The following is a 23,806-nucleotide window of genomic DNA, read 5'->3' on the forward strand; positions in this document are numbered from 1 at the left end:
GCATTATGAGCACTGAGAACTTGACCGATTTGATGACGCCAATGGCGGTGCGAGTGGCGGCGACATTGCGTATTGCCGATCATATCGAAGCAGGCGAGGATCAATGTGACCGACTTGCTGCGATCACCCACTCCGATCCGTCCACGCTGGCGCGGCTGATGCGCTTTCTCGTAGTCCGGTCGGTATTCGACGAGCCGGAACCGGGACGCTATGCGTTGAATGCGTATTCGCGGCGCCTTCGTACGGGGGAGCAGATGCAGGCGTGGCTCGATCTTGAGGGTGCGGGCGCACGAATCGAACTTTCGTACACAGATCTGCTGCACACCGTCCGCACGGGCACGGCGGCTTGGGAGCATTTCTACGGCAAGCCGATGTGGGAAGACTTCGCCGAGCGGCCGGCACAGGACGAGTCGTTCAACCGCTTGATGGAATTGCATTGCCAGTGGCTGGCACCATCGCTGATCGAAGCGTACGACTGGAGCAATGTTGGACATATTGTCGATGTCGGTGGCGGCAACGGAGCTCTCCTCGCAGAGATCCTGGGCGCCCAACCACATTTGAAGGGAACAGTGTTCGACCAGCCGCATCTGGAAGCGCAGGCGAGCAACCTTATCCAGCAATCAGGTCTCGATGGCCGCTGCAGTTTTGCGGGCGGATCGTTCTTCGATGCTGTGCCTGCGGCCGATGTTTACGTCCTGGCCAATGTTCTCCACAACTGGCCGGATGCGGAGGCGACCAAGATTCTGAGCCGGTGTGTCGACGCGGCGCCGGATGCACCGATCCTGAACGTCGAATGGGCGATCACCGATGGCAACCCGCTGCGGGAAACCGAAATGGATCTTCGAAACCTCGTGCTAATGAACGGTAAGGAACGGACCGTCGGAGAACTCGAGGACATTGGTCATGAGGCTGGTGTCGCAGTCCGGAAAGTCGTCAAGCTGAAGAGTGGGCTGTCAATGGTGATCATGGGCTCTGCCTAGCCTGGATCTTTCGTACGGATATGTCGATGTTGGTCGCGCATCCATGACGGCCACGGTATGAGGTAAATAAGATGCTATTTGATAACGAGGTATGGGTAACTGGTGCTTCGGCGTGGATTCCCCCCGGTCGGGACACCGCGGAAGCAGCGGTCGCTCGCGGACAGATCGACACCGAATCGGCTGGCTGGAAGGCAACCGACCTGCTCGGCATAGCAGCCGATGTGTCGGGTCCGGAAATGGCTATTCAGGCATCGAAGTCGTGCTTGGCGAGTGCGGGCCGAGCGGCGAGCGACATCGACTTCCTCATCTACTCCTGGATTTATTATCAGGGACACGATCTCTGGTCGGTGGCGCATTACGTTGCCAACGAGATCGGTGCAGTCAACTGTTTGCCTATGACGATTCATCAGGGATGCGAAGGGGGTGTGCTGGCGTTACAAGATGCGGCTCTTCGGCTGAATGCCGATCCTACTGTACACACAGCGATGGTGACCGCAGCTGATCGTTTTGTACTGCCGGGAGTGGATCGGTGGAACAATCAAGAGGTCTACGTGTTGGGAGACGGCGGCTCAGCGATCGTCTTGTCGAATGAACCGACACGTGGGTATCGGTTGCGAATTGTCAGCGTGTGCACACAGGCGGTCACTGCGTTCAATATTTTCACGCGGGGTGACAGGGCCTTTGCCGACGTGCCGATGGGGAATGGATCGCCGACTCAGTTGGCAGACTCCGATTGGAATATGGCGTTTGAATCGGTCGGCGGCCGCCCGGAGTTTATCAAGATCAGCCAGCAGAAGGTGCGCGCGGCCTTCGACCAAGCCATCGAAGAAGCGGGCATTGCCCCTGAGGAGTTGGAACTGATCGTGCTCCCCCGCTGGAGCGCCAGGGCGACCGACAGGATATACGAATCCATCCTAGAGGAATTCGCGACGAAAGAGATAGTGAGCTTCTATTCTGAAACCGGTCACCTCGGGCCTGCGGATTGTGGTGCAGACCTTGCCCGGATCATGGATGACCAGCTGTTGACTGCAGCCCGTTTCGGGGCGTTGCTGGGTGTTGGTGGCGGGTTCACTTGGACATGCACGATCGTGCAAGCCTGCGCTGACTGATGCGACCGGCTAGGCTCCTCAACCAGCTCACCGAGACCGTTTTCGAAACCGCGTTGGAGGCGGAGAGACCGAGAACGTCGGCTACGACGAACGCGATCCGCTGGAGAGGGAAACCAAGCAGTCCCGCAACGGAACCCGATACAAGACGGTTGTCACCTAGATCAGCCCCACCGCGACGAGGTGATCGCGTTGCTGTATCGAAATGTTCGCAGCTCGAACGGAAGCTGGACATATTGACGGAGATGAGTACCTGGAGGACGGCGCAGTCGATGCCGTGTCGTTGCTGGGTCGAAACCGACTACACCCGAATCACTCTCACTTCTCGAGTGCATCGGTCACGAGGGTTGATCGCCGAACTACGCGAGCGCGAACTCGCCGTGGCCGGTAGTCGACGAGCAGACCGGCGTGCTCGCGGAACCGAAGGACCGCCTGGATCCGCTGCTGCTGCCGCCACCTCAACTGCCGATGCGTCCCTGATGGGTGAATTCCGTGACAACCGAACGTAATCCGTGGCCGGCGCTCTACGCCCTGGTCATCGGCTTCTTCATGATCCTGCTCGACACGACCATAGTCGCCGTAGCCAACCCGGTGATCATGGCCGACCTTGACACCTCCATCTCCAACGTCATCTGGGTGACCAGTGCCTATCTTCTGACCTATGCGGTCCCACTGCTGGTTAGCGGTCGTCTCGGCGACCGATTCGGTCCGAAGAATATGTATCTACTGGGACTGGCTGTGTTCACGCTGGCGTCGCTCGGATGCGGTCTGGCTGGCAGCATCGGCGTGCTGATCGCAGCGCGTGCCGTGCAGGGCCTCGGCGCTGCTCTGATGAACCCCCAGACCATGTCTGTCATCACGAGGACGTTCCCGCCCGACAAACGTGGTGCGGCAATGGGTTTGTGGGGTGGCGTCGCCGGCCTGGCCACGCTGGTCGGGCCGATTCTCGGCGGTGTGCTGGTCGACAACGTCGGTTGGCAGTGGATCTTCTACGTGAATGTGCCAGTGGGCGCCGTGGCCTTTGTGGCCGCGGCGTGGTTGGTGCCCGCCCTACCGACCTCGGCGCACAAGTTCGACATCCCCGGCGTCATCATGAGCGGTATCGGTCTGACGGCGCTCGTGTACGGCCTGCAGCAAGGCAATTCGTATCACTGGGCCGGATGGGTGTGGGGGCTCATCGCCGGCGGTATCGTCGTGCTCGGAGGGTTCCTCGTGTATCAGGGGCGTACTGTTAGCGAGCCATTGATGCCGCTGAGACTGTTCAAGGATCGTAACTTCACCTTGTCGAGCGTGGCGGTCATGTCGATGGGCGCATCGATCACCGCATTCATGTTGCCCACGTTCTTCTTCCTGCAAGTGGTCCTCGGATTCTCGCCAACCAAAGCAGGTTTGGTGCTGGCGCCGATGCCCGTCGTTACCGGCTTCTTGGCTCCGATACTCGGGCGGATCTCCGATCAGTTGAACGTGCGGATCATCCCGACTTTCGGATTCGTATTGTTCGCAGGCACATTGGCCTGGTTTGCGACGCTCGTCAAGCCCGAGACCTCGGTGGCGGCGTTGATGCTACCCATGGCCTTGTCCGGTGTCGCTAATGCCTGCATCTGGCCGCCGCTAGCGGCGATTGCGACCCATAATTTGCCAATGCAGTTGGCGGGAGCGGGATCTGGCGTTTTCAACGAGATGCGTCAGGTTGGTGCGGTAATCGGTAGTGCCGCGATGAGTGCGCTCGTCACCGCGCGCTTGGCGGCGCACGGCATCGAGGGTGGCGGAGCGCCTGCTGGCGCGAACACGAAGCTGCCGGCAGCCTTGGTCCATCCGTTCAGTTCGGCGCTCGGCGACTCGATGTATCTGCCTGTGGCGATTCTCATTATTGGGATCGTCGCGTCGTTCCTCTTCGCTTCTCGTCCAGGCGGCACTGTCGTCGCCAGCACACCTCTGGAGGAAACCAACGTCGACCGTTCGTAACCAGTCACGACTGCGTGCGCACTCGAACTCGCGGGGCACCGCGGTGTCGATTAGAGCCACGCGACGGCGGACTGCCTCCGTCAGTCGCCGCCGCCATCTACTGCGTGAGCTCAGCATGAATGATGCTGAGCCGGTGTCTATTCCAGCGTCATGGGCGACCTTGGCATGCGAGGCGCTTTCGGCGTAAGCGTCGGTCGACACGCCGAGACCGTGGACTTCGAACGGTCTCATGACCTGTAGATCGGCCAAATGCTTTACGACTCAACACGCTAGATTGACAGACAGCTCATCGATCGCCATATGATAGGAGCGACAACTAGATCCGGATGTACAAGTCGGGTCGATCGTGGGCGTCCGTTTGTCTTCCATGAGTATGGCGAGTCGCGACTTTTCGGCTGACTCGTGCGCACATCGGACGTTTTCATGTCTCACGTGTGACCCGAACTCCGCACAGCGCTTATCGAAGGATGGAGCTAGAGAATGGCAGACGACGCAGCTTCGTTGACCAAATTTCCGGACGGGTCGGGACACTTGCGGGTGCAGTGGGATGCTCCCCTCGATCCAATGCGAATCCTTCAGTTGTCCAAAGAGGAAGCATCCGAGGGCCTAGTCTCTGGCAGCATTCCGAAGGCGCCATTTCACGAATTGGTGAACTTTGTTATTACGGAAGCCGATCCAGATCGGGTTGTTGTTGAATTAGTGCTGGACGAGCGGCACTTGAACCCTGTCGGCGCGGTGGCCGGTGGGATGATCGCGACGGTTCTGGATTCTGCCATGTGGTGTGTTGTTCAGCTGGCGATGGTCGACAAGTCGATATTTTCCACTGTGAACATGAATATCAATTTTACGCGATCGGTCTCACTCCAGCACGGTACTATTCGCGCGGTAGCTAACACGCTGCACGTAGGGCGGTCGACAATCACGGCTGAAGCTCACCTCCTCGATGGGGCGGATAAACGCTATGCGCACGCCACCGCCAGCTTCGTTCGTATTGGTGGTTTGAACGGCTCCGATGGTTACCCGCAACAACGCCCTTGAGCAACAGTCCCTTCTTGTGCATATGAACTAAGCCGCGCCACGGGTTATGGGCGGTGCTGCGGCAAGAGGGAAGGTGCGGCGGTAACCGGAAGCAGGTGCACCGGCTGTGGAAGGAGGAGGGCTTGCAGGCGCGGATGCATTCCCGACGCAAGCGGGCTGGCATCTCCCGGGTGCCGCAGGTCCAAGCCCGACGCACCGAAAGCGTTGTGGGCGTTGGACTTTAAGTTCGACTCAACGATCGACGGCAAGGCGATCAAAATCGGATCGATGATCGATGAACGCACCCACGAGTCGCTGCTGCACGTGATCGAGCGGCCGATCACCGCCGAACCAATGACGATGAAGGCTGGCTCGTGCGTTTTCCTTGGTACCCTCCTGGCGTGGCGCCGGCTTCCGCTCGCCCGATCCATGCGCTGCTATTACCGGCCAATATTTGCGAGTGGTGGTTGCGACCCCAGGAGGCGTAGTTTCTCGACGACTCGCGATTCCGTGTCAGAGGATATCAGCCGTTTGCTCGGTTACAGCATCACCGCAGTTCGGCGGTTCAGGCCAACGGCGTGCACCCAAACGACTGTTGGAACCGGCCGCTCAACCTCTGTGACAGCCGAGTCAATTCGTCCGCGTCACCCTGCGGACAATCAGGTGCACCGTAGCGGTGGCCTGCTGTCACCGCTTCAGATGCACGGAATAGTTCAGTGCTTGACAAAGCCAGTGGTGGGCGTGGCCGACTGTAGCTGGTGTTCCGAGGAGTTCGGCGGTCAATGCCCAGTAGCGAGACGTATTGGGGTCGGCGTAGCGAGCCTCTTGCAGAAGCCGGCCGCGGAAGTGCGGCGAATCGTGCTGTTTGCGGGCAGTGGCGTGGGCGGCGACGAAGGCATCCAGTTCGCTGCCTGGGTGCGGTTGCACGCCTTGGGTTACGAGTGGCAGCACGTTGAGGCACACACGAGCCAGGTCAGTCAGAAAGCCGCGCTGATCCCGGATCTGTCCGAGCTGTGTCTTCCAGATCTGTTCCCACACGGCTGCTTTGCTCCGTGGGCGGGTGACGATGTCGGTCAATTCCGCGTAAGCAAGGACATCGGTGGGGTCGGGGCTCGCGGGTGGTTCGGGCACGCTCATGGCCAGATACCCGTCGAAATGTTTGGGACCCATCGCACCTAGAATCGATCGCCAGAATCGTACGAGCTCCTCGTGGGCGGCGTGGCCGTCTTGCGCTGCGGCCAGCAGCGCCAAGCGCGCGGCGCGCTGTTTTGGTGGGGCCGATTCGATCGCGCGCAGCGAGGCTCGCCTCCAGGCCAGCGTTGCGAGTTCGACGTCTAGCTCGGCGCATTGAACCGCAACGGCCTCGCCTAGAGATCGTTGATCGTGCAGCACGTCCGCGATCACAGGCAGCCCGAGCCCCAAAGCGCGCAGTCGCCGAATCAGCACTACGTGTCCGATCGCTATATCAGCATCGAACACACGGTGCCCACCCGAGCTTCGCTGTGACTCGAGGATGCCGTGGTCGCAGTAGAACCGAATTGTTCGCACCGGGAGGTCTGCTGCGGCTGCCAGCTGTCCGATACCCATGATCCGACCAGAAAATGTGTTGTCCGTCACAGTTGCTTGAACCTCCACCAGACTGGAACCTCTACCATACGGGCAAGCTGGCCACAGCGGCGAGACCCGGTCCGCTGCCGAACCTTGGGACAGGAAAGAAATGGGACGACTTCTTACTGAGCTCGATCTGTTGCGGGTTGCGGGAGGCCGGTCGCCGACGAGAACGTCAATCGTCATCGGCAATAGCGAAATCGTGGCATCCGCACGATTATGCGCAATGGGACGAGGACCGCAACTTGTCGCGATGGGTGAGGTTGACTGGGAGCCCGAGCAATCTCGATTGTCAGACCTAGCTAGTATCGGCGCAGCGATAATCGAATCGCCGTCTTGTCGACGGGTGACCTCAGGATATGGCTAGATCGGAGGTTGTGGCCGGGCCGTTTCGACGAGACGATCACCATTCGAACGCGGTGGAGCGCGAGGCCTGTGTGGCTTCGGAGCCCGACGTGGATTGGTGCAAAGATGTGCGACAGATATGCCCGGAGCGGGTAGCAGTTGTTGCACGATTGGTCCTTCTACTCATAGGAAGGAAACCCTAGCTTGACAGCGCATTGCACGGGGGAAGTTCAAATGTCGATATCGACGGAGAAGGTTGGCGAGCGTGCTGATTATACACCCATGATACGTAGCATCGAAAGCGGCGTCAAAGTAGTTCACGTATCAATCAATATGCTGCGAATCGGAGATTCGCCGCGCTCCGCGGGAATTGATGAGTCGCATGTACAGGCGCTCATTGAATGTAGCCTCGCTGATCTACCGCCGATCTTGGTCCATCGACCGTCAATGCGGGTTATCGACGGAATGCATCGCCTGCATGTGGCCGAACTTCGCGGCGACGCAACAATCAGAGTTCAGTTCTTCGACGGTGCCGCCGAAGACGTCTTCCTATTGGCAGTTAAGTCGAACACTTCCCACGGTCTGCCGTTGTCGCTAGCCGATCGCAAGATGGCTGCCCAACGTTTGATCGACACTCATTCCCAGTTGTCCGACCGGTCGATCGCCGCCGTGACCGGCCTGTCGCACAAGACGGTTGGTTCGATTCGTCGGTGTTCGGCTGGCGAAGATATCCAGCCGAACACCAGAGTCGGACGCGGCGGTCGAGTGACGGTTCTGGATGCCGCCTCCGGTCGTGCACGTGCTCGTGAGCTGTTTGCCCAGAAACCCTCGGCGAGCGTCCGCGAGATCGCCGAGGCTGCGGGGATCGCTCCCAGCACAGCTCTCGACGTGCGCCGTCGCCTGCGGGACGGTAGAGCGGACACCGATGACAAAGCGCCTGATGGCGGGGTATCGAATCCAGACCGTGCGGAGCCTGGAACTTCGCACCGGTCTGGCCCGCGAGCCACACCTCCCGAGCTGCCCGCGCCGAAAATGCAGAATCGGTCCGACCCGATCGGAGCCACGTTGCAGTCCTTGCGAAAGGATCCGTCTCTTCGGTTCAATGAGAAGGGGCGTCTGATTCTCCGGCTCCTTGATCTCCCGACTACAAATCGTGAGGAATGGTCGGCGCTCGCTCGCGCGGTTCCCCCTCATCTGCGCGACACCATGTTCAGAGTTGCCCTTGAATCTGCCCAGGCCTGGGAAGACTTCGCCAGAACTGTCAAGTCGCAATCCACAGCGTCGAACCTGCCGGTCGATCCGAGCGCCGACGAATGCCATCGACGGTCCGGATTTTGGGGCTGAGGTATTGGTAAAGCTGGAGAAGGACATACTGGACAGGTCAATTTGGCAGCTACCAACTCGGTCGTCCCGGTTGGCGAAATGCGCGGTATTCAAGCCGGCGCCCGGTGGCTGCCTTGAATCGCTGCACATGTCTACCTTGGTCAGCGGTCGCCATGATCTGGTAGCTGGAGCCGTTGATCTGCTTGAACAGCGACAACAGCGTTCCGTGGTGATCGTTTCCCGCCGCACCAGAGTCCCTGCAGGCGAGCCGTCGAGGTGGCCGCCGGGCCGTGTATAGCAGTTGACTGAACTCGGCGACCTGCGTGCGTCGTCGCGAGCCTACTGCGATAGCAGTCAAATCAACCGACGACGCCAGGAGCCGGCAAAGACAGGGCGAATAGTTCAATTCGAGGTCCCGTTCGACGACGGAGACCGCGCACCAGAGTTCTATCGGCAAGCGTTCGGCTGGAACGTCCTAGAGATGCCCGGCATGGACTACACGATGGCATCGACGGGTCCCGTCGAGGATTCGGGAATGCCGACCGAGGCCGGATACATCAACGGCGGCATGTTCAAACGAGACAGTGGCAGCCCGACCGGTCCTGTGATCACCGTCGATGTCCCCGACATCGACGCCGCCCTTGCGCAGATCGAGAAACTCGGCGGTTCGACGGTCACATCCAGGAAGCCCCGCCGGCGATGTGGGCTTCTTCGCCTACTTCACCGACACCGAGAACAACACGATCGGACTGTGGGAGAACGCTGCGCCGAGCTGACCAGGTCTGCGGTCCAGCTACTCTTGGGCATGACCACAGCTGAGCCGACCCGTAAACGCAGGCGTCTCGCGCCCTGGGGCGCGGCAGCTGTCGCAATTCTGATCATCGCTGCTGCGGGCATCCTGTGGTGGGCGCCGAGTCGATATCTACCGTGGGACACCGCCGACTTTCCTGCAGTCGACACGTCGGCTCTGTCACCCGATCAAGCGCGCGTGGTCGAGTTGTTACGCGAACAGCACGAGCAGCAGCGCCCCGGCACCTTCTACTCGGAGGGCGTCAAGGAGCCATGGTGCGCCGACTTCGTCAGCTGGGTGATGCGCGAAGCCGGTAAACCGTTGTCGAATCCGAACTCGGGCTCGTGGCGGATCCCGGGCGTCTACACCTTGCAGGAGTACTACCAGGGCGAAGGCAGGTTCGAGCCTGTCGGGAACTACCGTCCCGCCGTCGGTGACGTTGTGCTCTACGACAATTCGAGCTGGATCGGACAGCACACCAACGTGGTCGTTGCCGTCGATGGCGACACCGCAACCACGGTCGGCGGCAACGAACTCGGCAAGATCCGCGTGCACACAGTCGATTGGAACGACGATTCGGCGGTCGTGGGGTTCGGGCGACTCGAGACCTGATCGTGTGGATTACCTCCCGGATACCGGGAGAAAATCCACGCAAACGCCTCGGTGTCCACCGATCGGTTGACAGCCGAATTCCATTCGGGCGTCGCGAGCGGGGATGCTCCGCGACGAAGATCGAACCATGACAACTTTGGTCGACACCGACAGGCAATCTCCCAACCCATACCTTCGTGGGAACTATGCCCCTGTGCGGCAGGAGATTTCGGCACGCGATCTCGAGGTCGCCGGGACCATCCCCGACTTTCTCGACGGCCGCTACCTGCGTATCGGACCCAATCCGATCGATCCCGATCCGGCAAAGTACGAACTGTTTCTCGGCACCGGCATGGTCCACGGCCTACGCATTCGCGATGGGCAGGCGCAGTGGTATCGCAACCGCTGGATCCGATCGGCAGAAGTATGTCGGTCGCTGGGCGAACAATGGCCCGGCGGGGCGCACCGTGGTGGGTTCGACTTCGGCGCAAACACCAACGTGATCGGCCACGCCGGCCGCACGTTCGCGCTCGTCGAGGGCGGCGGGCGACCCTATGAGCTGACCGACGACCTCCACACGATCGGCGGCTCAGACTTCGGCGGCACGTTGCGAGATTGCTACAGCGGGCACCCCAAGCGTGACCCCGTTACCGGCGAGCTGCACGCCCTGTCCTACAGCTTGTTCGGCGCCAGCACGATTCGGTACACGGTCACCGACACCGACGGCTTCATCAAACGAGCAATGACATCCCGATGCCCGCAAACGTCATGATGCACGACTTCTCGCTGACCGAAAGATTCGTCGTCATCTACGACTTGCCAGTCGTCCGCGACCTCTCGGTTCTCGCGAAGAGTGGCCCCGCGAAGTCCATTGCCGCGCGCTTGACTCGTTTCGCGTCGCAACATGCCATGCCGGGGCCAGTCGCCGGTGCGGTGATGCGGGGATCGAGCCGGCCACAACCGAAGTTCGGTTGGCCGTACCGATGGGATCCGAAACATCAAGCGCGAGTTGGTCTTATGCCTCGTGACGGTGACGCGTCACAGATCCGATGGTTCGAGGTGCAGCCGTGTTTCGTCTACCACCCGCTCAACGCCTACGACGACGCGAACACCGTTGTGCTCGACGTCGCCCGTCTTGGCAGCACTTACAACGACAAGGGCGACCCGTTCACCGACACCAAGTCGCTCGACCGCTGGACCATAGATCTCTCGGACGGAACACTGCGCGAGCAGCGCCTCGACGATCGTTCGCAGGACTTCCCGCGCGTCGACGATCGCCTGGTCGGCAAACGCCATCGCTTCGGTTATACGGTCGGGTTCCAACCTGCTGCCGACGGCTTCGGTACACCCGATGCGCTCGTCAAACACGATCTGATCGCTGACTCGTCCACAACTGTGTCCTTCGGACCGTACACCGAACCCGGCGAATTCGTCTTCGTCCCAACGACATCCGATGCTCCGGAGGACGACGGCATCGTGATGGGCTTCGTCTACGACAAATCGACCGACCGCAGCGACCTGGTCATGCTCGACGCATCGTCGCTCGAACGGGTCGCGACCGTGCACTTACCCGCACGGGTACCGCACGGCTTCCACGGAAATTGGCTGCCGACCGCCGGCTAGCGAGCGAACCAGGTCTCCACGTTGCCTGCCAGTGCCTTCTCGATTCGCAACAACGATGTGGGCGTGAGGTTTTCAGGTAGATCCTGAATCGAGAACCACCGGACCTCCAGGTTCTCGTCGTCGGCGACATGCGCATCACCGGAGACGAATTGGGCCAGGAAGCACAGATCGAGGTACTGCGTGTGGTCGCCGTTGGGGTAGACGATGGGGGCTGTGACATCGACGCTGGTCAGTCGAATCAACTCGGCCACGATTCCTGTTTCTTCGCGAACCTCGCGGAGCGCGGTCGGACCGGGTTCCTCACCCGGCTCGAGAATGCCCGAGACCACAGCCCACCGACCGTTGTCGGCCCTGCGCGTCAACAGGATTCGATCCGCGTCGTCGAGGACCACGACGCTGACACCGGAGAGCCACAACGGGCCGTGGCCGATCTTCGAGCGCAGTTCGAGAACGAAATCGGGGACCGGCATCGATCAGTTCGTGTATCCGTTGAGCGATTCGTGGAGGTCGCTCAACACGGCCTTCGCTGCGGTGAGGCCCGTACCATTCCAGATGGCGTCCGCGACCGTGAAGACTCGGTGATCGTCGACGGCGCCCAACTTCTCCCAGGCATCCGTCGTCATCACGTCGGTGCCGTGTTCCTTGCCCTTCTCACCGTCGAAGATGACGTAGATCAGGTCGGCGTCCGCTGCTTTCGGATCGGCGGTGTCGAGGTCGAACGAGCCGCCTCGCTGTGAAGCAGGCCGACGCACGCTTGCGTCGGCAAGGATCCGACCCGCGAACGTGTCGTTTCCCTCGATCTGCGCTCCATCGGCGGTGAAGCGCACTACCGACGCCTCCGACTGCGACGCTCCGAGTTGCACGGCCGTATCGGTGGCCTGACGCTGAAAGTCGTCGAGCGCCTGCTGTCCTGCCTGACGCCGTCCGAGTGCCTCGGCACCGGCAAGAAACTCTTGCTTCCAGTCCGGGAAGAGGTTGTCGAACGTCGTCGCAGCGATGCCCTGCAGCTTGCCGATCACGTCGGGCCTCGGCGGCGTCGTCCCCAGGATCAGGTCGGGTTTGAGCGCTGCGATCTTGGCGACGTCGGGCGCGGCCATAGATCCCACACTCGGAATCTTGGCAATGCCGTCGCCGAAGAACTTCGGCTGCGTGCCCGCGTCGGGGGTGACAGCGCCGACCACGCGCTCCCACACACCGAGCGCGCACGCCGTATCGAGAGCTTGCGTGCTGAGCACCACGATCCGCTGCGGATCGACGTCCGGCGAATCCGGCGGCGTCGGGGTGGGGCACGCGGTAGCGGTGTCTCGCCCGAGCCCGACGACGCCGGCGCCGGCCACCATCGTCGTCGTGCGCACGATCGAGCTCTCGTCGTCGGTGGTCGCACCGGAACAGCCGGCAATCGCAACGAGCATCGTGGCGGCGGCAACACCGGACAAAGCCCGTCGTCGGGTCGGAATGGACGTGGCACGGGCGGGCATGCGGCTGAGGTTACTAGGCAGGCGACCGCGTCTCGTCGCACGACGCCGCAAGACCTGTGTCGGATCGGAATGCCGCAACGGTCTGCTCACACAACGCAATTGTGTAGTAATCGGCGTGTCACAACCGCTGAATCGGCTGGTCAGGGGAGTGGTCGGCGACGATGAGAGTTGTTGCTCCGCAGGCATTGACTGCTCTGCTTTGCAGCGGCGAAGATGGAAATACGACACAGAGTAGGACCGGGTCCGCGCGGGACCGTTGCACGGTCTACGATTCTCCTCGAACGCACGAAGCGGAACCCTGCGGATCGCTCCGAGGCAATTGAGCGGACCGCTCGGAGGCCATGTAGCGGAGCCTGCGGAGCGACCGAAGGCACAGTAGGAGGATTAGTGACTGCCGTAGCGCCACAGCCAGTCCCCGAGATCGAAGCCGTTCGGCCGTATCCGCCGCGCGTGGGACCCAAGGGCTCGTACATCTGGAAGATGGTGACGACCACCGATCCCAAGGTGCTCGGAATCATGTATCTGGTGACGTCCGTGGCGTTCTTCCTCGTCGGCGGCCTGATGGCCCTGCTGATGCGTACCGAGCTCGCGGTCCCTGGTCTGCAGTTCCTGTCGAACGAGCAGTACAACCAGCTCTTCACCATGCACGGCACGATCATGCTGCTGTTCTATGCAACGCCGATCGTGTTCGGCTTTGCGAATGTGGTGCTCCCGCTGCAGATCGGTGCGCCCGACGTCGCGTTTCCGCGACTCAACGCGTTCAGCTACTGGCTGTACCTCTTCGGCGCCACGATGGCGACCGCCGGCTTCATCACCCCCGGTGGTGCTGCCGACTTCGGCTGGACCGCGTACTCGCCGCTGACCAGCGCACTGCACTCGCCCGGCGTCGGCGCCGACCTGTGGATCATGGGTCTGGCCGTCTCCGGTCTCGGCACCATCCTCGGTGGCGTGAACATGACCACCACGGTCATCGTGCTCCGCGCGCCCGGCATGACGATGTTCCGCATGCCGATCTTCACCTGGAACATCCTGGTGACCAGCATCCTGGTGCTGCTCGCGTTCCCGCTGCTGACGGCCGCTCTGATGGGCCTCGCAGTCGACCGTCACCTCGGTGGCCACATCTACGATCCGGCAACCGGCGGTGTCCTCCTGTGGCAACACCTGTTCTGGTTCTTCGGTCACCCCGAGGTGTACATCATCGCCTTACCCTTCTTCGGGATCGTGTCGGAGATCTTCCCGGTGTTCAGCCGGAAGCCGATCTTCGGTTACACGACCCTGGTCTACGCGACGCTCGGTATCGCGGCACTCTCGATCGCGGTGTGGGCGCACCACATGTACGCCACCGGCGCTGTGCTGCTCCCGTTCTTCTCGTTCATGACGTTCCTGATCGCGGTGCCTACCGGTGTGAAGTTCTTCAACTGGATCGGCACTATGTGGCGAGGGCAATTGACGTTCGAATCACCGATGTTGTTCTCGGTCGGCTTCCTCGTCACGTTCCTCTTCGGTGGCCTGTCTGGTGTCATCCTGGCGAGCCCGCCGCTGGACTTCCACGTCACCGACTCGTACTTCGTCGTCGCGCACTTCCACTACGTGCTATTCGGCACCATCGTGTTCGCCACCTACGCGGGCATCTACTTCTGGTTCCCGAAGATGACCGGACGCATGATGGACGAACGTCTGGGCAAGTGGCACTTCTGGCTCACGATGATCGGCTTCCACAGCACGTTCCTCGTCCAGCACTGGCTGGGTAACGAGGGCATGCCGCGTCGCTACGCCGACTACCTCCCGTCGGACGGCTTCACCTTCCTGAACTCGTTCTCGACAGTCGGTGCCTTCATCCTCGGCGCCTCGACGCTGCCGTTCATCTGGAACGTCTTCAAGAGCTTCCGGTACGGCGAGGTCGTCACGGTCGACGATCCGTGGGGCTACGGCAACTCCTTGGAGTGGGCAACCAGCTGCCCGCCGCCGCGGCACAACTTCTACGAGCTGCCCCGAATTCGTTCGGAGCGTCCGGCATTCGAGCTGCACTACCCGCACATGGTGGAGCGAATGCGAGCCGAAGCGCATGTGGGCTTCGGGTCGAGCAAGCACACCAGTGCCGTGCTCGAGGACGTTCGTCGCGCGCCGCTGACCGTCGGTGACGAAGGCGACCCGGGTACCGACTCCAAGCCGTAACAGCTGAGCGTGGACAGGCCCCGCCCGATCCGTCGGGCGGGGCCTTTCGCGTGAGAAGACGTATGCCTTGCCACAATGAATCAGCTTCCCCGCAACGATCGGAGTATTCGAGTGGGTCCGACTGACACCACCGTGCTCGTGACGGTGACCGGACAGGACAAGCCCGGCGTCACCTCAGTGCTGCTGGCCGCGCTGTCCCGGCACAAGGTCAGCCTCCTCGACGTGGAGCAGGTGGTGATCCGCGGACGACTCACACTGGGTGTGTTGGTCTCCTGCCCCAACGATCCCGAGGCCCTGCAGGAAGAGCTGGAAGAGGCGATGAACACCGTCGGCGTGCACGTCGACGTGGAGATCGGCGCCGACCCGGTTGGGCGGACACCGTTGTCCACGCACGCGGTGGTGGTGCTCGGAAGTCCGGTCACAGCCAAGGCCTTCAGTGCGATCTCGCGCACGCTGGCCAAGCAAGGCGCCAACATCGATTCCATCCGCGGTATCGCCGACTATCCGGTGACCGGCCTGGAGCTGTTGGTGACCGCAACCAGCACCGGCGCGGAAGCTGACGCGCTGCTTCGGACCGCGCTGGTCGAGGTGACGGTCGGCGAGCACATCGACGTTGCCGTCGAGCGGGCCGGCTTGGCCAGGCGCGCCAAACGACTGATCGTCTTCGATGTGGACTCGACCCTTATTCAGGGTGAGGTCATCGAAATGCTCGCAGCGCATGCGGGTGTCGAAGACGAGGTTCGCGAGGTCACCGAGGCGGCGATGCGCGGCGAGATCGACTTCACCGAGTCGCTGCACAGGCGGGTGGCGACCTTGGCGGGACTGGACGAATCCGTGCTCGACGAGGTGGGTGACAGTCTGCAACTCACCGCGGGTGCCAGAACCACCATCCGCACGTTGCGCCGACTCGGCTTCCATTGCGGTGTGGTCTCCGGCGGATTCCGTCAGGTGATCGACAAGCTGGCGCACGAACTCGAACTCGATTTCGTGCAGGCGAACACCCTCGAGGTGATCGACGGGAAGCTGACCGGCCGCGTCATCGGCGACATCGTCGACAGGCAGGCCAAGGCCACCGCGCTACGGCGATTCGCCGCAGAGGTCGGGGTGCCGATGGAGCAGACAGTTGCGGTCGGGGACGGCGCGAACGACATCGACATGCTCAACGCCGCCGGACTCGGCGTCGCGTTCAACGCTAAGCCCGCGCTGCGTGAGATCGCGGACATGGCGCTCTCGCACCCGTTCCTGGATGCGGTGCTCTTCATTCTCGGCGTCACTCGGCACGAGGTAGAGGCGGCCGACGCCGTGGACGGTCTGGTGAGCCGCGTCCCGTTGGAGCCTGCAGCCGGTGCCTGACGAGGGCTTTCTTGCCAGACACGGTGTGCTGGCGGCGGGCTACGGTGGTCGCGGTGACCCGGCAGATCCCGCAGCTGTGCTGGCCATGCCGATCGTGCTGCACCTGCCGAAAACCGATCCGCCACCACGCAGTGCGCTTCTGGAGGCCGCGGCCGCTGCCACGATTGCGCTGTGTCTCGACGAGCGAGTCGGGGTCGGCGGCGAGTGGCACGACGCGTTCGTGAACTGGACTGGCGCACGGATTCGCAAGGTGGCTCGGCGGGCTCGCGGGGCGCACTGGCGTGCTGCCTGCGAGGTGCCGGGCGTGACAGCCGAGATAGCAGGTGCCCAGGCGCGTGCGTTCGTGCCGGGTCCGGTGGGCGAACTCGATTCGCGTATCCACCGCCTGCAGATCGGTGGCACCGATCTGGAGCACGACGACCCGGGCCCGACACGGCCCGATCTGCCTGTCCTGTGGGTGAATTCGGCCCTGGACATGACTCTCGGCAAGGCTGCCGCTCAGGTCGGCCATGCGTCGATGCTGCTTGCGGGTGCGATGAACGTCGACGACGTGTTCACGTGGTCGCAGTCCGGATTCGATTGCTCGGTTCGCGACGCAGGCTCCGATCTGTGGCATCGCCTGGAAGGACTGGTTACCGAGCGTCGGGCCATCGCGGTACGCGATGCGGGCTTCACGGAAGTGGCACCGGGATCGATGACGGTCATCGCGGTGCCGGGCGAGCGACCGTGACCAGCGACGAGGTTCGCGAGCGATTCGCGAGCAGCCCGGTCGCGCGGTTGGCGACCGTAGGCGCCGACGGGCGACCGCATCTGGTGCCGGTGGTGTTCGCGCTCGTGGACGACACCGTATGCATGGCGGTGGATCACAAGCCGAAGACCACGCGCGCTCTGCGACGGCTCGACAACATCGCCGCGACCGGCCACGTGAGCCTGCTGGTGGACCATTACGAGGGTGACTGGTCGCAGCTGTGGTGGCTGCGGGTGGACGGCAATGCGCAGGTGGTCGACGCGGACTCGCCGGACGGCGTGACGGCCATCGACGCACTGGTCGCGAAGTATCCGCAGTACGACGATGCGCGACCGGAGGGTCCGGCGATCGTAGTGCGGGACCTGCAGTGGCATCACTGGCTGAGCAGGTAGCAGTCCAGTAGTTGTCGATTGGCTCTACATTGTGGTGCCAGTCAGGTCGACACTCGTACCATGCTGGTTCGTCGACTGATCGCGTTGTATGTGGGCCTGTGGCTCTACGGCACGTCCATGGCCGTGATGATTCGCGCCGGCTTGGGCCTCGACCCATGGGATGTCTTCCATCAGGGTGTCGCGTTGCATGTGCCGCTGACCTTCGGAACGGTCACCGCTCTGACCGGTCTGGCAGTGCTGCTGCTGTGGATTCCGCTGCGGCAGCGACCGGGGTTGGGCACCGTGAGCAACGTGATCGTGATCGGTGTTGCCGTGGATGTCGGTCTCGCCGTACTACCCGATCTGCACGGGCTGGTCTGGCGATTCGCTGCCATGATCGGTGCCGTCGTGCTCAATGCCATTGCGACGGTGCTGTACATCGGCGCTGGCATGGGTCCGGGGCCGCGCGACGGCCTGATGACCGGATTGGTCAAGCGCACCGGTCGCTCGGTTCGCCTGGTACGCACCGTGATCGAGATCGCGGTGTTGACAACCGGGTGGCTGCTCGGCGGTTCGGTGGGCGTGGGAACCCTCGTCTACGCCTTCGGCATCGGTCCGTTGATCCAGCTGTTCATTCCGCTTGCTTCGCGCTATCTGCCCGGATTCGACGACAATGCCCGCAGCGCTAGGAAAGTCGGGCCTGACAGCTCGATCACCGAGCGCGGCGGCAGTGCCGCCGAATTGGCCGGTGCGCCATCAGGTGTCGTCGAATCGAACGCCACTTCCAAAGTGCCGTCGAACCATTCGGGGCATGCGGTGGTAATGCCGACGGCGTCGCCGGAATGAAGGATCAGCAGCCAGTTGTCGTCCTGATCCGGGGTTTCGCCGGACGAGCGGACATCGGATTCGTCGATCCACGCCTGGAGGCTGCAGCGGGAGTTGTCGTTCCAGTCGTCGATGGTCATCTCGGTGCCGTCGGCGGCGAACCAGACGAGGTCGGGATGGCCGGTCGGGGTAGCGCGGCCGTCGAAGAACTCGGGCTGGCGTAGCGCGGGCGACGACTTTCGAAGTTGTAGCAGCCGAGTCACATAGGCGATCCGGTGCCAGTCGGCGTTCGGCCAATCGATGGCCCACGCGTCCGCTGCCGGCGTGTCGGTCGGGACGCAATACGCGTTGTTGTTCCCGCCCTGGGTGTGGCCGAGTTCGTCGCCCGCCAACAGCATCGGTGTCCCCGTCGACAGCAACAACGTGGCGAGCAGTGCCCGCACATGTCGTCCTCGTGCCTCCTCGATCGACGGGTCGTCGGTGGGCCCTTCGACACCGTGGTTCACCGAATAGTTGTTGTTCGTACCGTCTTTGCCGTCCTCGCCGTTGGCGTCGTTGTGCTTCTCGGCATACGACACGAGGTCGGCTACGGTGAACCCGTCGTGAGCGGTGATGAAGTTGACCGACGCCCACGGTCGACGGATGTCGCCGTAGATGTCCTCGGATCCAGCAAGGCGGGAAGCCAATTCGCGCACTTCGCGGCCGCCCGCCCAGAAGCGGCGAACATCGTCACGGAACTTGTCGTTCCATTCGGACCACTGCAAACCGAACTTGCCGACCTGATATCCCGCGGCCGTCGCGTCCCAAGGCTCGGCAATCAGCTTGCTGCGCTGCAACATCAGGTCGGTCGTGATCGCGGAGAGCAGAGGTGCTCGCGCATCGAACGGTCCGTCGCCGGTACGACCCAGCACGGACGCAAGATCGAAGCGAAAGCCGTCGACGCCCATCTCGGTGTACCAGTAGCGCAAGCTGTCGCACACCAGCCGGACAGCCGCAGGCGAGTGGGCATCGACGGTGTTACCGCACCCGGTGAGGTCGATGTCTCTACCGTCGCCATCGAGTGCGTAATAACCGCGGGCATCGAGTCCGCGCCAGCTGATCGAGGGCCCGTCGACAGCCCATTCGCAGGTGTGGTTGTAGACGACGTCGAGCAGCACCTCGATGCCCGCCGCGTGCAGTCGATCGACCATCGTGCGGAACTCGGCGATCTCCTCGCCCGGTCGGCTCGCGTAGCCGGGATGGGGTGCGAAGTACGCGGCGGTCGAGTAGCCCCAGTGGTTGCGCATGCCGCGGGCGGCGACGGGCGGCTCGGTCAGAAATGCCTGCACGGGAAGGAGTTCGACGGCAGTGATGCCGAGCGAGACCAGATGCTCGATCACCGGATCGGCGGCCAAGCCGAGGTAGGTGCCACGGTGTTCGGGAGCGACGGCGCTGTGCCGTGCCGTGTAGATGACCGTCTCGGCCCACGGGGTTTCCAGTTTGGCCGCGGCAGCGGTCGTGGGTTCGGTGACAACGGAGAGCGGTACGTGCCCGAGCGAGTCGACGGTCGACGCGGTACCGAACGGATCGTCGGCGTGAGCAAGGAGTGCGTTCGCGTCGCCGACCCCGCCGACGATCTGGCGAGCCCACGGATCGATGAGCAACTTGTTCGAGTTGAACCGCAGCCCGCGCTGCGGATCCCAATTGCCGTGAGCTCGGAAGCCGTAGCGCTGCCCGATCGATATCCCGTCGACGATTCCGTGCCAGATCCCGTAGGTCTGCTGCGGCAGATCCAACCGGCGCTCGGCGCCGTCGTGATCGATCAGACACAGCTCTACGCCCTGCGCATCGGGGGCGTGAACGGCGAATTGGTGCCCACCCGGCACCGTGGAAACGCCGAGGGGAAAAGGGGACCCCGGCCGCAGCCGGTCGGTTGCAACGCTCGGCGACGACACGAAGTCGATCCTGCCGTGAAACGTCGATCGATGTGCGACATCATGGTTACGTGCCGGAACCCGATCCCGATCTCCTCATCCACTTCACCGACGTCCTGATTCGGCGATCCGGGGTGACTCTGGTCGGTCCTGTTTCGTGGCAGGTGGAACTCGACGAGAAGTGGGTGGTGCTGGGGCCCAACGGCGCGGGCAAGACCTCGCTGTTGCGGATCGCGGCCGCCGAGGTGCACCCGACGTCCGGCACCGCTCACGTGCTCGGTGAGGTGCTCGGCAAGGCTGAGGTTGCCGAGCTCCGTCCGCGAATCGGGTTGACGTCGGCTGCGCTGGCGAGTCGTATCCCCGCCGACGAGAAGGTCAGCGATCTCGTGGTCTCCGCGGGATACGGGGTGCTCGGTCGGTGGCGTGAGCAGTACGACGCCGTCGACACCGATCGCGCCGTCGACACCTTGGAGAGCCTGGGCGCCGAGCATCTGGCGGATCGCAATTTCGGGACGCTGTCGGAAGGCGAGCGCAAACGTGTCCTGATCGCTCGTGCGCTCATGACCGATCCCGAGTTGCTGCTCCTGGACGAGCCTGCTGCAGGACTGGACCTCGGTGGCCGCGAGGAATTGGTCGCACGGTTGACCGACCTCGCCCAAGATCCCGATTCGCCTGCCACCGTGCTGGTGACTCATCACGTCGAGGAGATTCCGCCGGGCTTCACGCACTGTCTGCTGCTGAAGGAAGGCGGCGTCGTCGCACAGGGTCTGCTGGACGACGTGTTGACGAGCCAGAACCTGAGTTCTGCCTTCAGCCAGTCGATCGCGCTCACCAAGGACGACGGTCGCTATTTCGCGCGTCGCACCCGAGTTCCAGGGCGGCATCGGCACCGCTGACCCACCCGGCTACCGTCACTCGGGTGACCGAAATTCCGGTGAAGGATGCATCGACGGTAATGCTGCTGCGCGACGGAACCGCGGGGGTGGAAGTCTTCCTGCAACGTCGTGTCGGGGGCATGGAGTTCGCAGGTGGGATGACCGTGTTTCCCGGCGGCCGAGTCGACCTGACCGATGCCGACAGCGCCATCGAGTGGGCGGGTCCGCCGGTGAGCTGGTGGGCTGAGCGCTTCGCGACCGACGATGCGCGCGCGGTCGCGTCGGTGTGCGCGGCCGTGCGCGAAACCTTCGAGGAATGCGGCGTTCTCCTGGCAGGCCCGACATCCGACACGGTCGTCGCGGACACCTCGGACTACCGCGAAGCGCGCACGCAGTTGGAGAACCACGAGCTGACCTTCGCGAACTTCCTTGCGAGCGAGAAGTTGGTGCTGCGCGCCGATCTGCTGCGACCGTGGGCCAACTGGATAACCCCGGTCGGCGAGAAGCGTCGCTACGACACTCGTTTCTTCGCCGCGGTGGTTCCCCATGGGCAGATCGCGGACGGTGCTACGTCCGAAGCGGACACGGTGGTGTGGCAGACGCCCGCCGACGCGCTGGCTCAGTGGAAGTCAGGCGGCAACGTCCTGTTGCCACCGACCTGGACTCAGCTGACGTCCCTGTCCGGTTTCGCCACGACCGCCGACGTGCTCGCGGCCGAACCGGAGATCACGACGATCCTGCCGCTCATGCACAAGGTGGACGGGACGTTGCGCATCGATTTCCCCGATGACGAGGGCTATTACGAGGCGGGTCCGCATCCGTGGGCCTGACGCACGGGCGCTAGCCTGCCCTGATGGCTGAATTCGTTTCGCTCGAGGTGGCCGAGGACATCGGGACCATCCGCATCACCCGGCCGCCGGTGAACGCGCTGAACCTGCAATCGCATGCGGAATTGCGGACTGCCGCGCGAGCCGCATCGGAGAACGCCGACGTTGCAGCGGTGATCGTCTACGGCGGCGAAAAGGTGTTCGCAGCAGGCGACGACATCAAGGAACTCGCCGAGCTGGATCCGGCACAAGTGGCGTCGATGGCCGCCGACCTGCAAGCCGCGCTCGGCTGCATTGCCACCATTCCCAAGCCGACGGTTGCCGCGATCAGCAACTACGCGCTCGGCGGCGGCCTGGAAGTTGCGCTCGGCGCGGATCGTCGCATCGTGGGCGATAACGTGAAGCTGGGCCTGCCCGAAATTCTGCTCGGTGTGATCCCTGGTGGTGGCGGCACGCAGCGGCTCGCGCGGCTGATCGGACCGAGCAACGCGAAGGATCTGATCTTCACCGGTCGCTTCGTCGACGCCGACGAGGCGCTGCTGATCGGGCTGGTGGATCAAGTGGTGGCACCGGACGAGGTCTACAACGCCGCGCGAACGTGGGCCGAGCAATTCGTCGGTGGCCCCGCCAGAGCGCTGGCCGCGGCGAAGGTGTCGATCGATGTGGGCCTTGCAGGCGATCTGGTCACCGGGCTGGAACTCGAACAGCGGCAGTTCGCCGCTCTGTTCGAGACCGCGGACGCCGCGATCGGACTGCGCTCGTTTCTCGACAACGGGCCCGGTAAGGCCAAGTTTACCGGCGAGTAAGATAGCCGGAAATCATCGGTCCGCGCCCAGCGATGTCACCGGACCCTGAACACCCCTCAACCACTAGTAGGCTGCCCTCATGACTGCAAGCTCCAACGAGCCCTCCCGTCGCCTCGCTGCGGTGCCGGACGTGGACCCCGCGCCGAACCCGCATGCGACCCAGGAACAGGTCGAGGCTGCGCGTACGGACACCAAGCTGGCCCAGGTGCTCTACCACGACTGGGAAGCCGAGACCTACGACGACAAGTGGAACATCTCCTACGACGAGCGCTGCATCGATTACGCCCGCGGGCGCTTCGACCTCGTCGCGGGCGATCAGCCGCTGCCGTACGAGCGCGCGTTGGAATTGGGCTGCGGCACAGGATTCTTCCTCCTCAACCTGATGCAGGCGGGCGTTGCGAAGACCGGCTCGGTCACCGACCTCTCGCCGGGCATGGTGAAGGTTGCGCTGCGCAACGCCGAGCATCTGGCCCTCCCGGTGGACGGGCGGGTCGCCGATGCGGAGACCATCCCGTACGAGGACAACACCTTCGATCTGGTCGTCGGCCATGCCGTGCTGCACCACATCCCGGATGTCGAGCAGTCGCTGCGTGAGGTGCTGCGCGTGCTCAAGCCGGGTGGCCGTTTCGTCTTCGCGGGCGAGCCCACCACGGTCGGCGATTTCTACGCGCGCTGGCTCGGCCGGATCACATGGGAAGCCACCACCCGCGCGACCCGTTTGTCCGCGCTGAAGAGCTGGCGTCGGCCGCAGTCGGAGCTCGACGAGTCCTCGCGTGCTGCCGCGCTGGAAGCCATCGTCGATCTGCACACCTTCGATCCCGCCGATCTGGAGAAAATCGCGGAGTCGGCCGGTGCAGTCGAGGTCAAGGCTCGCACGGAAGAGTTCGCCGCCGCTCTGCTCGGCTGGCCGCTGCGCACCTTCGAGTACGCCGTGCCGCCGGAGAAGCTGGGCTTCAACTGGGCCCGGTTCGGATTCACCAGCTGGAAGCGCCTCACCTGGCTCGACGAGACCATCCTGCGGCACGTCGTTCCGCGCCGCTACTTCTACAACGCGATCATCACGGGTGTGAAGCCCAGCTAGCTTCTC

The 23,806-nt window shown here is 63.0% G+C and carries 20 protein-coding genes and 3 pseudogenes; 19 read left to right on the forward strand and 4 right to left on the reverse strand.

Translation table 11 applies throughout. The features are described 5' to 3' along the window. Positions 1 to 5: 5 nt before the first annotated feature. The 6 genes from FOY51_RS06345 to FOY51_RS27940 all read left to right on the forward strand — a co-directional run bounded on the left by FOY51_RS06345 (position 6) and on the right by FOY51_RS27940 (position 5,313). Complete coding sequence (locus tag FOY51_RS06345; RefSeq protein WP_149429324.1) at positions 6 to 980, forward strand: methyltransferase; 975 nt, start codon at positions 6 to 8, stop codon at positions 978 to 980. A 71-nt stretch (positions 981 to 1,051) separates the two neighbouring features. Next, positions 1,052 to 2,089, forward strand: a complete 1,038-nt coding sequence (locus FOY51_RS06350) for a ketoacyl-ACP synthase III family protein (RefSeq protein ID WP_149429325.1) — start codon at positions 1,052 to 1,054, stop codon at positions 2,087 to 2,089. A gap of 489 nt (positions 2,090 to 2,578) precedes the next feature. Then, a complete protein-coding gene (locus FOY51_RS06355) occupies positions 2,579 to 4,051 on the forward strand; it encodes a DHA2 family efflux MFS transporter permease subunit (protein ID WP_149429326.1) in 1,473 nt (490 codons plus the stop codon). 320 nt (positions 4,052 to 4,371) lie between these two features. Next, complete coding sequence (locus tag FOY51_RS27935) at positions 4,372 to 4,422, forward strand: KxYKxGKxW signal peptide domain-containing protein (RefSeq protein WP_353961359.1); 51 nt, start codon at positions 4,372 to 4,374, stop codon at positions 4,420 to 4,422. Between the two features lie 109 nt (positions 4,423 to 4,531). Then, positions 4,532 to 5,089 carry a PaaI family thioesterase gene (locus FOY51_RS06365; RefSeq protein WP_149429327.1) on the forward strand — a complete coding sequence of 186 codons (558 nt, stop codon included), beginning with the start codon at positions 4,532 to 4,534 and terminating at the stop codon, positions 5,087 to 5,089. Positions 5,090 to 5,142: 53 nt separating this feature from the next. Beyond that, positions 5,143 to 5,313, forward strand: a complete 171-nt coding sequence (locus FOY51_RS27940) for a transposase (protein ID WP_149429328.1) — start codon at positions 5,143 to 5,145, stop codon at positions 5,311 to 5,313. A 442-nt stretch (positions 5,314 to 5,755) separates the two neighbouring features. Here FOY51_RS27940 and FOY51_RS06375 read toward each other — a convergent pair whose 3' ends face one another. Next, on the reverse strand, positions 5,756 to 6,655 hold the full coding sequence (locus FOY51_RS06375; RefSeq protein WP_149429329.1) for a MerR family transcriptional regulator: 900 nt from the start codon (positions 6,653 to 6,655) through the stop codon (positions 5,756 to 5,758). Positions 6,656 to 7,255: 600 nt separating this feature from the next. Here FOY51_RS06375 and FOY51_RS06380 point away from each other — a divergent pair. The 4 genes and pseudogenes from FOY51_RS06380 (at position 7,256) to FOY51_RS06395 (ending at position 11,348) form a co-directional block, all read left to right on the forward strand. Then, positions 7,256 to 8,365 carry a ParB/RepB/Spo0J family partition protein gene (locus FOY51_RS06380; protein ID WP_149429330.1) on the forward strand — a complete coding sequence of 370 codons (1,110 nt, stop codon included), beginning with the start codon at positions 7,256 to 7,258 and terminating at the stop codon, positions 8,363 to 8,365. A gap of 337 nt (positions 8,366 to 8,702) precedes the next feature. Further along, positions 8,703 to 9,120, forward strand: a pseudogene (locus tag FOY51_RS06385) (VOC family protein). A 29-nt stretch (positions 9,121 to 9,149) separates the two neighbouring features. Then, positions 9,150 to 9,746 carry a CHAP domain-containing protein gene (locus tag FOY51_RS06390; protein ID WP_149429331.1) on the forward strand — a complete coding sequence of 199 codons (597 nt, stop codon included), beginning with the start codon at positions 9,150 to 9,152 and terminating at the stop codon, positions 9,744 to 9,746. Positions 9,747 to 9,873: 127 nt separating this feature from the next. Continuing rightward, positions 9,874 to 11,348, forward strand: a pseudogene (locus tag FOY51_RS06395) (carotenoid oxygenase family protein). Here the strand turns inward: FOY51_RS06395 and FOY51_RS06400 are convergent. Then, positions 11,345 to 11,818 (reverse strand): NUDIX hydrolase, encoded by a 474-nt coding sequence (locus FOY51_RS06400; protein ID WP_149429332.1) that lies wholly within the window; start codon positions 11,816 to 11,818, stop codon positions 11,345 to 11,347. The pseudogene FOY51_RS06395 and the gene FOY51_RS06400 overlap by 4 nt on opposite strands. Before the next feature lie 3 nt (positions 11,819 to 11,821). Further along, the gene (locus tag FOY51_RS06405) at positions 11,822 to 12,826 is read right to left on the reverse strand and encodes an ABC transporter substrate-binding protein (RefSeq protein WP_149429333.1); all 1,005 of its coding nucleotides are present in this window, start codon (positions 12,824 to 12,826) and stop codon (positions 11,822 to 11,824) included. A gap of 387 nt (positions 12,827 to 13,213) precedes the next feature. On the opposite strand from FOY51_RS06405, the gene ctaD reads away from it, so the two are divergent. The 5 genes and pseudogenes from ctaD to yczE form a co-directional block, all read left to right on the forward strand. Continuing rightward, positions 13,214 to 15,001, forward strand: coding sequence for an aa3-type cytochrome oxidase subunit I (ctaD, locus tag FOY51_RS06410; RefSeq protein WP_187776199.1), 1,788 nt, complete (start codon positions 13,214 to 13,216; stop codon positions 14,999 to 15,001). A gap of 111 nt (positions 15,002 to 15,112) precedes the next feature. Then, positions 15,113 to 16,354 (forward strand): phosphoserine phosphatase SerB, encoded by a 1,242-nt coding sequence (serB, locus tag FOY51_RS06415; RefSeq protein ID WP_149429334.1) that lies wholly within the window; start codon positions 15,113 to 15,115, stop codon positions 16,352 to 16,354. Further along, a complete protein-coding gene (locus FOY51_RS06420) occupies positions 16,338 to 17,084 on the forward strand; it encodes an aminoacyl-tRNA hydrolase (RefSeq protein ID WP_371830416.1) in 747 nt (248 codons plus the stop codon). Before serB ends, FOY51_RS06420 begins: the two co-directional genes overlap by 17 nt. Then, a complete protein-coding gene (locus FOY51_RS06425; RefSeq protein ID WP_149429335.1) occupies positions 17,081 to 17,494 on the forward strand; it encodes a TIGR03668 family PPOX class F420-dependent oxidoreductase in 414 nt (137 codons plus the stop codon). Before FOY51_RS06420 ends, FOY51_RS06425 begins: the two co-directional genes overlap by 4 nt. Positions 17,495 to 17,554: 60 nt before the next feature. Continuing rightward, a pseudogene (gene yczE / locus FOY51_RS28180) lies at positions 17,555 to 18,100 on the forward strand (membrane protein YczE); the annotation flags it as partial. A gap of 23 nt (positions 18,101 to 18,123) precedes the next feature. Here the strand turns inward: yczE and glgX are convergent. Further along, on the reverse strand, positions 18,124 to 20,232 hold the full coding sequence (gene glgX / locus FOY51_RS06435; protein ID WP_235916149.1) for a glycogen debranching protein GlgX: 2,109 nt from the start codon (positions 20,230 to 20,232) through the stop codon (positions 18,124 to 18,126). Between the two features lie 50 nt (positions 20,233 to 20,282). Between glgX and FOY51_RS06440 the strand changes: the two genes are divergently transcribed. The 4 genes from FOY51_RS06440 (at position 20,283) to FOY51_RS06455 (ending at position 23,800) form a co-directional block, all read left to right on the forward strand. Continuing rightward, positions 20,283 to 21,107, forward strand: coding sequence for an ABC transporter ATP-binding protein (locus FOY51_RS06440; RefSeq protein ID WP_149429337.1), 825 nt, complete (start codon positions 20,283 to 20,285; stop codon positions 21,105 to 21,107). Between the two features lie 59 nt (positions 21,108 to 21,166). Further along, the gene (locus tag FOY51_RS06445) at positions 21,167 to 21,916 is read left to right on the forward strand and encodes an NUDIX hydrolase (RefSeq protein WP_235916180.1); all 750 of its coding nucleotides are present in this window, start codon (positions 21,167 to 21,169) and stop codon (positions 21,914 to 21,916) included. Between the two features lie 23 nt (positions 21,917 to 21,939). Beyond that, entirely contained in the window at positions 21,940 to 22,719 is a 780-nt protein-coding gene (locus FOY51_RS06450) for an enoyl-CoA hydratase/isomerase family protein (RefSeq protein ID WP_149429339.1), read from the forward strand. A gap of 79 nt (positions 22,720 to 22,798) precedes the next feature. Then, the gene (locus tag FOY51_RS06455; RefSeq protein WP_149429340.1) at positions 22,799 to 23,800 is read left to right on the forward strand and encodes a class I SAM-dependent methyltransferase; all 1,002 of its coding nucleotides are present in this window, start codon (positions 22,799 to 22,801) and stop codon (positions 23,798 to 23,800) included. Positions 23,801 to 23,806: the final 6 nt, after the last annotated feature.

It is taken from the genome of Antrihabitans cavernicola (genome assembly GCF_008297975.1).
Taxonomy (GTDB): Bacteria; Actinomycetota; Actinomycetes; order Mycobacteriales; family Mycobacteriaceae; genus Antrihabitans; species Antrihabitans cavernicola.

Excerpts from the sequence above, each read along its gene's own strand:
- FOY51_RS06345 (WP_149429324.1), top strand. The coding sequence starts at position 6 with ATGAGCACTGAGAACTTGACCGATTTGATGACGCCAATGGCGGTGCGA.
- FOY51_RS06350 (WP_149429325.1), top strand. The coding sequence starts at position 1,052 with ATGCTATTTGATAACGAGGTATGGGTAACTGGTGCTTCGGCGTGGATT.
- FOY51_RS06365 (WP_149429327.1), top strand. The coding sequence starts at position 4,532 with ATGGCAGACGACGCAGCTTCGTTGACCAAATTTCCGGACGGGTCGGGA.
- FOY51_RS06375 (WP_149429329.1), bottom strand. The coding sequence starts at position 6,655 with ATGGGTATCGGACAGCTGGCAGCCGCAGCAGACCTCCCGGTGCGAACA.
- FOY51_RS06380 (WP_149429330.1), top strand. The coding sequence starts at position 7,256 with ATGTCGATATCGACGGAGAAGGTTGGCGAGCGTGCTGATTATACACCC.
- FOY51_RS06390 (WP_149429331.1), top strand. The coding sequence starts at position 9,150 with ATGACCACAGCTGAGCCGACCCGTAAACGCAGGCGTCTCGCGCCCTGG.
- FOY51_RS06400 (WP_149429332.1), bottom strand. The coding sequence starts at position 11,818 with ATGCCGGTCCCCGATTTCGTTCTCGAACTGCGCTCGAAGATCGGCCAC.
- FOY51_RS06405 (WP_149429333.1), bottom strand. The coding sequence starts at position 12,826 with ATGCCCGCCCGTGCCACGTCCATTCCGACCCGACGACGGGCTTTGTCC.
- FOY51_RS06445 (WP_235916180.1), top strand. The coding sequence starts at position 21,167 with ATGCTGCTGCGCGACGGAACCGCGGGGGTGGAAGTCTTCCTGCAACGT.
- FOY51_RS06450 (WP_149429339.1), top strand. The coding sequence starts at position 21,940 with ATGGCTGAATTCGTTTCGCTCGAGGTGGCCGAGGACATCGGGACCATC.
- FOY51_RS06455 (WP_149429340.1), top strand. The coding sequence starts at position 22,799 with ATGACTGCAAGCTCCAACGAGCCCTCCCGTCGCCTCGCTGCGGTGCCG.